The sequence below is a fragment of the Actinomycetospora sp. genome, from assembly GCF_036497585.1.
GTDB lineage: Bacteria > Actinomycetota > Actinomycetes > Mycobacteriales > Pseudonocardiaceae > Actinomycetospora.
In genome coordinates, this window is record NZ_DASXJD010000088.1 from 1 (window position 1) to 9232 (window position 9232).

Annotated in this window: 9 protein-coding genes; 3 read left to right on the forward strand and 6 right to left on the reverse strand. The window is 72.3% G+C overall.

The window, feature by feature from the left end; genetic code table 11:
• The 3 genes from VGH76_RS07850 to VGH76_RS07860 all read right to left on the reverse strand — a co-directional run.
• Positions 1-632, reverse strand: a 632-nt coding sequence (locus tag VGH76_RS07850) for an exodeoxyribonuclease III (RefSeq protein ID WP_331556072.1), incomplete at its 3' end; no start/stop codon positions are given.
• Between the two features lie 50 nt (positions 633-682).
• On the reverse strand, positions 683-2269 hold the full coding sequence (locus VGH76_RS07855; protein WP_331556073.1) for a heme peroxidase family protein: 1587 nt from the start codon (positions 2267-2269) through the stop codon (positions 683-685).
• Positions 2270-2380: 111 nt separating this feature from the next.
• Positions 2381-2842: an SRPBCC family protein gene (locus tag VGH76_RS07860; RefSeq protein ID WP_331556074.1), complete on the reverse strand. Its 462-nt coding sequence runs from the start codon at positions 2840-2842 to the stop codon at positions 2381-2383.
• A gap of 176 nt (positions 2843-3018) precedes the next feature.
• Here VGH76_RS07860 and VGH76_RS07865 point away from each other — a divergent pair, with 176 nt between their 5' ends.
• Positions 3019-4344 carry an ATP-dependent 6-phosphofructokinase gene (locus VGH76_RS07865; protein WP_331556075.1) on the forward strand — a complete coding sequence of 442 codons (1326 nt, stop codon included), beginning with the start codon at positions 3019-3021 and terminating at the stop codon, positions 4342-4344.
• Positions 4345-4423: 79 nt separating this feature from the next.
• Here the strand turns inward: VGH76_RS07865 and VGH76_RS07870 are convergent, their stop codons facing one another.
• Genes VGH76_RS07870 through VGH76_RS07880 form a run of 3 tightly spaced genes read right to left on the reverse strand, consistent with a single transcriptional unit; the run spans position 4424 to position 7720 of the window.
• Complete coding sequence (locus VGH76_RS07870; RefSeq protein WP_331556076.1) at positions 4424-4822, reverse strand: FKBP-type peptidyl-prolyl cis-trans isomerase; 399 nt, start codon at positions 4820-4822, stop codon at positions 4424-4426.
• Between the two features lie 23 nt (positions 4823-4845).
• Positions 4846-6657, reverse strand: coding sequence for a thiamine pyrophosphate-requiring protein (locus VGH76_RS07875; RefSeq protein ID WP_331556077.1), 1812 nt, complete (start codon positions 6655-6657; stop codon positions 4846-4848).
• 22 nt (positions 6658-6679) lie between these two features.
• Positions 6680-7720, reverse strand: a complete 1041-nt coding sequence (locus VGH76_RS07880; protein ID WP_331556078.1) for a glutathione S-transferase family protein — start codon at positions 7718-7720, stop codon at positions 6680-6682.
• 105 nt (positions 7721-7825) lie between these two features.
• On the opposite strand from VGH76_RS07880, the gene VGH76_RS07885 reads away from it, so the two are divergent.
• Positions 7826-8185: a YciI family protein gene (locus VGH76_RS07885; RefSeq protein WP_331556079.1), complete on the forward strand. Its 360-nt coding sequence runs from the start codon at positions 7826-7828 to the stop codon at positions 8183-8185.
• 1 nt (position 8186) lies between these two features.
• Positions 8187-9232, forward strand: a 1046-nt coding sequence (locus tag VGH76_RS07890) for an RNA polymerase sigma factor (RefSeq protein WP_331556080.1), incomplete at its 3' end; no start/stop codon positions are given.

Sequence of the window (9232 nt, forward strand, 5' to 3'; positions counted from 1 at the left end):
CCGCGGTAGTCCCAGTAGCTGAAGACGCGCTCGGAGGGCCACCGCTCGCGGACGACGTCGTGCAGCCCGGTCTTCTGCAGCGCCGCCAGCGCGTCGCGCTCCGGCGGGGTGACGTGGGTGGACCCGGCGAAGGCCTCGACCGAGTAGACGTCGGCGTCGGTGGGGGCGATGTTGAAGTCGCCCGCGACGATCGTCGTCGACGGGTCGCCCGCCTCGACGACGTCGCGCAGCGCGGCCAGCCACTCGAGCTTGTAGGCGTAGTGCGGATCCTGCGGGTCGCGTCCGTTGGGCACGTAGACCGAGGTGACCCGCATGTCGCCGCAGGTCGCGGAGACGGCGCGCGCCTCCTGGTGCGGGTAGCCGGGGCCGCCCGGCAGGCCCTCGACGACGTCATCGAGCCCCACGCGCGACAGCAGCGCGACCCCGTTCCACCGGCCCTCGCCGTGGTGGGCCACCGCGTAGCCGCGCTCGCGCAGCGGCACCCCGAACGTCTCCTCGAACGCCTCGTCGGAGAGCTTGGTCTCCTGGAGGCACACGACGTCGGGCGCGCGCTCGTCGAGCCAGCCGAGCAAGCGCGGCTCGCGCGCCTTCGCGGAGTTCACGTTCCAGGTCGCCACTCGCACGCCCGCCACGCTAGCCGGGGAGACCGACACCGACGCGGGTCGGTCTCCCCGGCCGCGGCTCAGACCGGCTTCTTGATCGCGGCCGCCACGAGCTCGCGGAGCCCGAACGTCCCGTTCACCGCGAGCGAGGGGGTCCAGCGGGGATCGACGTTCAGGAACGAGCTGCTGTCGTCCTCGAGCAGACCCACCATCGTCTCGGTGACGATGCGCCCCCCGACCGGCCCGAGGACCCGGCTCGTGACCGTGTTGGTCCCGCCCGCGCCCTGCGCCCGGTAGGTCCGGTCCTCCTCGACGGTCTCGGCGAGCACGTAGGCCCACAACGGGCAGTTCCCGGCGAACTCGGTGCCGCCCACGGTGACGACGTCGCCGAGGACGTCCCCCCGCTCGCCGGTGAACTTGCCGATCTTGATCTCGCCGTCCGGCTTCGGCACGACCCCCATCGCGCGGGCGACGGCCTGACCGCTCGGCAGCCGTAGGCGCCAGCCCCGCAGGAGGTTGCGCTGCGCGAGGCTCGGAGGCGGATCCCCGGCGACCGATGCGGGCAGGTGCGCCAGCGGGTCCACCAGGGCGGTGTCGATGCGGTAGGCCAGCTGCGTCCGCTCGATCTCGTCGGTGCCGGGTGTCTGGCCCGGCTGCAACTCCTTGCCGACCGGCCGTTCCTCGAGATCGGCGAATCGCGCCCAGTCGATGGCCCAGCCCGGGGGGAAGCGGTCGAAGCCGCCCAGGCCCGCGAACGAGGGCGCCCCCACCGGCGGGAAGATCGGGATGGGCGCGATGTCGTCGTTGAGACGGTATCCCGGACGCACCATCGAGTGGCCGAACCGGTAGGCGGCGACCGAGAACTCCAGCGGCATGAAGGCGTTCTCGTGCGAGTGGTAGAAGTCCAGGACCGGGCCGTCGTCGGCGATCGAGGTCCCGGCGCCCACGTGCGGCAGCACCTGCGCGATGACCTCCTTCGACACCAGGCTCGGCAGGAAGTCGTTGAGCACCACCCACTGGTAGTGGAAGCGGACCTCCCGCTGGACCTCGGCGAAGGTCAGCGCCGGGTTGTCGTCGGCGATCGTGTTGTGCAGCCGCAGCACCAGACCCTGCAACTGCGAGACGATGACGTTCTCGTCGTTGCGCGGGTCCCCGATGATCGCGCGGGCGGGGTTGCCGGCGCTCCGGGCCAGGTCGCGGGCGGAGAGGTCGACGCCGAGGGCCTTCCCGGTGAGCTGGTCACCGAGCAGGAACCGGCGGCCGGAACCGTCGTAGAGGTAGGGCTGGTCGTCGGGCCCCCGCCCGTAGACGCTGTCGAGATCGAACCTCGGGGTCCGGAAGTCCACGAGCGCCTCGGGGTCGTTCTGGCGCTGGAGACTGCTGACCGGGTCGAACGTCAGGTCGTGGTCGATGAACTGGCCGAAGTAGGTGAAGACGGCCGGGATGCCGCTCTCCTCGGCGTCCGGACCGTCCTTGACCGGGTCCGGTGGCGCGCTCATCGCGGCGCCGAGCTTGGTCAGCGCGGCCTGCGACGCGTCGTCCGTCGCGCCGAAGTCCGCGGGCGGGAGGGCACGGAAGATCCGGCCGAAGCGGCCACCGAAGATCTTTGACGTGCGCGCCAGGCCGAGGCCCCGGACTCCCTGACCGTGCGGTCGGATCGGTGCCATGACGATTCCCCCCTCGACGCCCGGGGGTCGAGTGGTGGAGCGGGCGCCGTCACCGACCGTGCTCGGCGACGGCGACCGCCTCCATGGGGAGAAGTGCGTATTGCGCGGGGCTCAGCCCTCCACGCGGCGCTTCACCGTCGCGAGGGTGCGCTCCATGCCCGCCTTGTTGTGCGACGGGCTGTCGCTGGTGCGGCCCTTCCCGACGATCGCGGCGATCGGGGTGCGCTTGTCCTGCCAGCGCTGCACGACCCGCGTGCGCCCGCCCTCGGGCTCCAGGGTGAAGCTCCAGCGTGCGACGCTCTGACCGACGACGTCGACGTCCCAGCTGATGGTGCGCTCGGGCTCGTACTCCGCGATCGTGCTCGTCGTCGGCCAGCGCAGCAGGCCCTTGCGGTTCCACCCGACGAACCGGGCGCCCGGCTTCGGGCCGCTCGCGCCGCCCAGCCAGCGGATCGAGTAGGTCTCGGGCGAGATCTCGCCGATGCGGGAGGGGTCGCCGACCAGCTCCCACACCTTCGACGGCGGTGCGTCCACGACCTCGCTGACCACCACGTCGGGCGCCTTCTCCGCCACGGTCGACCTCCTCGTCTCGGGGTGCGGTACTCGTTGGTACCGCGAGTGAGCGCGCACTCTAGGGGCATCGGGTGGCACCCCGCTCGTCTAACGTGGGAGGACGGCCCGTCGGCGTGCCGCTACCCTGGCTCGGGATCGATACAGACCCTGCCTCCCCCGCTACGGACGGACCGCCCATGTCGCTGGCCCTCGACGACCTCCGGGTCCGGTCGCTCGGCGCGTGCGAGCACGACTCGCCCTTCGCCGAGATGCTCTCCACCAAGCGCACCTCGCCGCACTACGTCGCCGAGGACGACCGCGTGCTCGTCGACGACACGGTGTCGGTGCTGCTCTCCCACGGCGTGCCGATCGACCAGGTGCCGAGCTTCGAGGCCGCCGGCCCCCGCAAGCAGATCTATTTCGACCCGGCCGAGACCACCGTCGGGATCGTCACCTGCGGCGGGCTGTGCCCGGGACTCAACGACGTCATCCGCGGCATCGTCCAGGAGCTCACCGAGCACTACCGGGTCAAGCGCATCGTCGGGTTCCGCAACGGGTTCAAGGGCCTGTCCAAGGACTCCCGCAACGCCGTGACGGAGCTGACCCTCGACGCCGTCCGCGACATCAACAACGACGGCGGCACCATCCTCGGCAGCTCGCGCGGCGCGCAGGACCCCGACGAGATGGTCGACTCGCTGCTGATCCACGACGTCGACGTGCTGTTCGTCATCGGCGGCGACGGTTCGATGCGGGGCGCGATGGCGCTGGTCGAGCGGATCGACCAGCGGGACCTGGACATCGCGGTCGTCGGGGTGCCGAAGACGATCGACAACGACCTGCCCTACACCGACCAGAGCTTCGGGTTCCAGACGGCGTTCGCGCGGGCCACCGACTTCATCGCCTCGGTGTTCATCGAGTCCCAGGCCGCGGAGAACGGCGTCGGGATCGTCAAGCTCATGGGCCGCCACTCGGGCTTCATCGCCTGCTACGCGGCCCTGTCGGTCAACGACGCCGATTTCGTGCTCATCCCCGAGGTGCCCTTCGGCCTCGACGGCGACGACGGGCTGCTGTGCCGGGTGGAGAACCACCTGCGCGAGCACGGGCAGGTGGTGATCGTGGTCGCCGAAGGCGCTGGCCAGCACCTGCTCGACCGCGACGACACCAAGGACGCCTCGGGCAACGACAAGCTCGGCGACATCGGGCTGTTCCTCAAGGAGCGGATCACCGAGAAGCTCACCGAGGTCGGGCTCGCGCCCACCGTGCGCTACCTCGACCCCTCGTACGCGATCCGGTCCGTCTCCGCGAACGCCTACGACAGCGTCTACTGCGTCCGCCTCGCCCACGCCGCGGTGCACGCGGCGATGGCGGGGCGGACCCAGACGGTCGTCGTCCGCTGGCGGCGCCGCTTCGTGCACGTGCCGATGGCGCTCATCACCGGTCACCGCAACCAGGTCGACCCGGACGGCGACCTGTGGATGTCGGTGCTCGAGGCGACGGGCCAGCCGGCGACGTTCGGCGCCTGACGGCGCCTCGTGCGTGCCCTGTCGGCGTGCTGTGTTGCTGCCGTGTCCAGACACGGAAACGCACGCACAAGACCGGAGCTCAACCGACCTTGACGAGGTCCACGACGAACACGAGGTGCGCGTTCGGCGGGATCACGCCGCCCGCGCCCTGCGCGCCGTAGCCCTGGTGCGGCGGCACGACGAGGATGCGGCGCCCGCCCTCGCGCATGCCCGAGATCCCCAATTTGAAGCCGTCGATGACCTGCCCGAGCGGGAACTCGACGGGCGTCGCGCCACGGCCCCACGACGAGTCGAACTCGCCGCTGTCGGCCACGCGGATGCCCTGGTACTGGACCTGCACGGTGTCCCGCACGCCCGCTTCCTTGCCCTCGCCGACGACGAGGTCGGTGATGTCGAGGTCGTTCGGCAGCGTGTCCGGGGTGACCGACGCCCCGGGCGAGCGGGTGAGGTCCTCGGCGTTCTCGACGGTGACAGCCATGACCCCACCGTAGGTGCCGGTCCCTACTCCTTCGGCGCCAGCCCCAGGAGCGACCGCGCCTTGGCCCCGACGGTCTCCCGGACGCCGTTGGCGATGATCGACAGCGCGTCGGCGTCGCCGGAGACCTGCGAGCGGGCGGTGTTGAGCGCCTGCTGCAGCGTCACGTGCGGCGGGACCAGCGGGATGTCCTTGTCGACCTTCGCGTCGACGACGAACGGCCGGTCCGCGGCGAACGCCTGGTCCCACACCGAGCCGACGGCGGAGCGCTCGGACAGCGTCGCGCCGTCCAGCCCCAGCAGCTTGGCCCACTCGGCATAGGGCACGTCGGGCACCGACTGCGACTGCGGGTCCGGCGCCTTGCCGAGCATCCCGCGGGTCTCCCACGAGACGTAGGAGAGGTCGTCGTTGGCGAGCACCAGGACGACCATCCGGGGGTCGGCCCAGGTCTTCCAGTAGCGCGCGACCGTGATCAGCTCGTTGACGCCGTTCATCTGCATGGCGCCGTCGCCGATCATCGCGACGACGGGGCGGTGCGGGTGCGCCGTCTTGGCGGCGATCGCGTAGGGCATCGCGCCGCCCATGGAGAGCAGCGTTCCCGAGAGCGAGCCCCGCTGGCCCGGCTTCAGCCCCAGGTCGCGGGCGTACCAGGAGGTGGCCGTGCCGCAGTCGACGGCGACCTGGACGTCGTCGGGCAGCCGGTCGGAGAGCTCCCGGACGACGAGCTCGGGGTTGAGCGCGGTGGTGTGCTCGTGGGCGCGCTGCTGGGAGTAGGAGTCCCAGGTCGCGCTCCAGCGCTCGACGTGCGCGCGCCATCGCGCGCTGTCCCGCTCGCGCAGCAGCGGCAGCAGCCCGGAGAGGGTCGCGGCGGCGTCGCCGGTGAGGTTGACCTCGGTGTCGTAGCGGATGCCGCACCGCGAGCCGTCGACGTCGATCTGCACCGCCCGCGCCTGTCCCGGCGCCGGGTAGTACTCGGTGTAGGGCATCGTCGAGCCGACGATGAGCAGGGTGTCGCACTCGCGCATGAGGTGCCACGACGCCGTCGTCCCCAGCAGGCCGATGGCGCCGGTGTTCCACGGCGACCGGTCGTCGATCACGCCCTTGCCCAGCAGCGCGGTGGCGAGGCCCGCGCCGAGCCGGTTCGCGACCTCGGTGAGCTCGGTGGAGGCCCCGAGCGCGCCGGCCCCCGCGAGGATCGCGACCTTCTCCCCGCTGTTGAGCACCTCCGCCGCGCGCACCAGCGCGTCCGGCGGCGGTGCTCCGGGGTCGGACGAGGGGACCGCGGAGGTCCGGTAGTAGCCGTGGGCGTCGGGCGGCTCCGGAACGGCCTTCTCCTCCAGCACGTCGCTGGGCAGGATCACGACGGCGACGGTGCGGTCGGCGAGCGCGGTCCGGCAGGCCCGGTCGACGATGTGCCGGACCTGCGAGGGGTCCTTGACCTCGGCGACGTAGCCGCCGACGTCGGCGAACAGCGACGGGAGGTCGACCTCCTGGTAGTAGCCGCCGCCCTGCGCCGTCTGCGCGGTGTGCCCGAGCAGCGCGACGACGGGCTGGTGGTCCAGCTTGGCGTCGTAGAGCCCGTTGAGGGCGTGGATGGCCCCCGGCCCGCCGGTGACCGCGCAGCAGCCGATCGCCGAGCCGCCGTACTTCACGTCCGCGCACGCGGCGAAGGCGGCGGTCTCCTCGTGGCGGACCTGGACGAACTCGGCGTCGTCCCGCTCGGGCAACGCGGTGAAGATCCCGCCGATGCCGTCCCCGGGATAGCCGTAGAAGCGGTGCACACCCCAGGCGGCGAGGCGGTCCAGGACGTGCTCGGCGACGGTCTTCGGTGCACTCACACCCATCGACTACCCACTGGCCTCACATGTCGATCGGGCCCAGCGGACGCAGCGGGTGCTCCAGGGGCTCCGGCGGCGTCCCGTCGGGCCCGAACGGCGAGCCGCCGAGCTCCTCGCGGTGGTGCGGGGTCAGCCACGCCGAGGAGTCCGGGCCCAGCGGTACGACCTGCGTCGGGTTGATCGTCGTCTGGACCATGTAGTAGTGGCGCTTGATGTGGTCGAAGTCGACCGTGTCGCCGAAACCGGGGGTCTGGTAGAGGTCCCGGGCGTACGCCCACAGGGCGCCGAACTCCGCGAGCTTCTGCCGGTTGCACTTGAAGTGGGCCTGGTAGACCGCGTCGAACCGGGCCAGCGTCGTGAACAGCCGGATGTCGGCCTCGGTGATGTGGTCGCCGACGAGGTACCGCTGGTTCTCCAGCCGCTCGTCGAGCGCGTCGAGCCGGGCGAACAGCGCGGTGTAGGCCTCCTCGTACCGGGCCTGGGTGGTGGCGAAGCCCGCCTTGTAGACCCCGTTGTTGACGTCGTGGAAGACGCCGGAGTTGATCTCGTCGATCTCGTCGCGCAGCTCGTCGGGGTAGAGCACCGGCGCCCCGGGACGCTGGTGGGCGGCCCACTGCTTGCCGAGGTCGATCGTGATCTGGGGGTAGTCGTTGGTGACGAGCTGCCCGGTCGCGATGTCGACGATCGCCGGAACGCTGACCCCGTTCTCCGTGCCGTTCTCCGGGTCCCGCGCGAGGTAGGCCTCCTCGAGGTACCGGATGCCGAGCACTGGGTCGACGCCGCCCTCGTCGAGGGTGAACCGCCACGACCGGTCGTCCTGCAGCGGGTCGGTGATCCCCATCGAGAGCACGTCCTCGAGGCCCATGAGCCGGCGCACGATGACCGAGCGGTGCGCCCACGGGCAGGCCAGCGACACGCAGAGCCGGTACCGGCCGGGCTCGACGGGCCACTCGCCGTCCTGCGTGGGCGAGGCGAGGATCCGGTCGGTGAAGCGGGGGCCGCGGCGCGTGAACGAGCCGCTGGAGTCGGCGTAGGCCTTCGTGTTCCCGGCAGTCGTGGTCACGTTCCGAGGTTCCCACCCGCAGCGTTGTCGATTCCCGGGATCGGTGCGCGACGTCATGATGAGGGCCCGGAAACGCCGCGGCCCACCGGCACCGAAGGAGACATCATGGCCGGCTACCTGCTCCTGCTCTACGTCGACGAGGCCGCCTACGACGCGGCCCGTCCGGACGACCTGACTGCCGCCCACGGGAAGTTCTACGCCGCCCACGCCGACGTGATCCGCGGCGGCGCCCAGCTCGCCCCGGCCGCGACGGCGACGAGCCTGCGCGGCCGCGACGAGGGCCCGGACTACTCCCCCGGCGCCGACGCCGAGGCGACCGACGGGCCCTTCATCGAGACCAAGGAGGCCCTCGGCGGCTACTACCTCATCGAGGCCCCCGACCTCGACGCCGCCCTCGCGGTGGCCCGCGAGGTCCCCGCGGTGTTCGGCGGGGTCGAGGTCCGGCCCCTGGTCCCGACCTCCTGACGTGGCCGGCGCCTCCCGCTCCGCCGAGGAGGCCCTCGCGGACGCGCACCGTCACGAGTGGGGCCCGGTCCTCGCCGCGACGGTGCGCGTCACGCGCGACCTCGATCTCGCCGAGGAGTGCGTCCAGGAGGCGTACGCGCAGGCCCTCGTCGCGTGGCGGGACGAGGGGGTTCCCGCCCGGCCCGGGGCGTGGTTGACCACGGCGGCCCGGCGCCGCGCCCTCGACCGGGCCCGTCGCGACGACGTCGCGGTGCGCGCCCTGCCGTTGCTGGTCACCGACGAGGCCGCCCCCGACGACCCGGAGCCCGAGCAGACCGACCTGCTCGCCCTGGTGTTCACCTGCTGCCACCCGGCGCTCGCCGAGCCGGCGCGCGTGGCCCTGACCCTGCGCCTGCTCGGCGGGCTCACCACGCCACAGATCGCGAAGGCGTTCCTCGTCGGCGAGGCGACGATGGCGGCCCGGATCACCCGGGCGAAGAAGAAGATCGCGACGGCCCGCGTCCCCTACCGCGTGCCCGGGCCGGCCGAGATGCCGGAACGACTGGGCGCGGTGCTCACCGTGGTGCACCTCGTCCTCACCACGGGCCACACCGCGCCCGACGGCGACGACCTGGTGCGGGCCGACCTCGTCGACCGGGCCCACGACCTCGCCCGGCTGCTGCGCGCCCGTTTCCCCGAGGAGCCGGCGGTGGCGGGGCTGCTCGCCCTCGTCCTGCTCACCGACGCGCGGCGGGACACCCGGGTCGGCCCGGACGGGTCGCTGACGCTGCTGGCGGACCAGGACCGCTCCCGGTGGGACCTCGCCATGATCGCCGAGGGCACCCTGCTCGCCCGGGAGGGCATGGCCCGGTCCCGGCCGGGGACGGTATCGCGGTACACCCTGCTCGCCGCGATCGCGGCCGTGCACGACGAGGCGCGCTCACTCGCCGACACGGACTGGACCGAGATCGTCGGGCTCTACGACGTGCTCCTGGAGCGGTGGCCGAACCCGGTCGTCGCGCTCAATCGAGCTGTCGCGGTCGGGTTCGCCGAGGGCCCGGCCGCAGG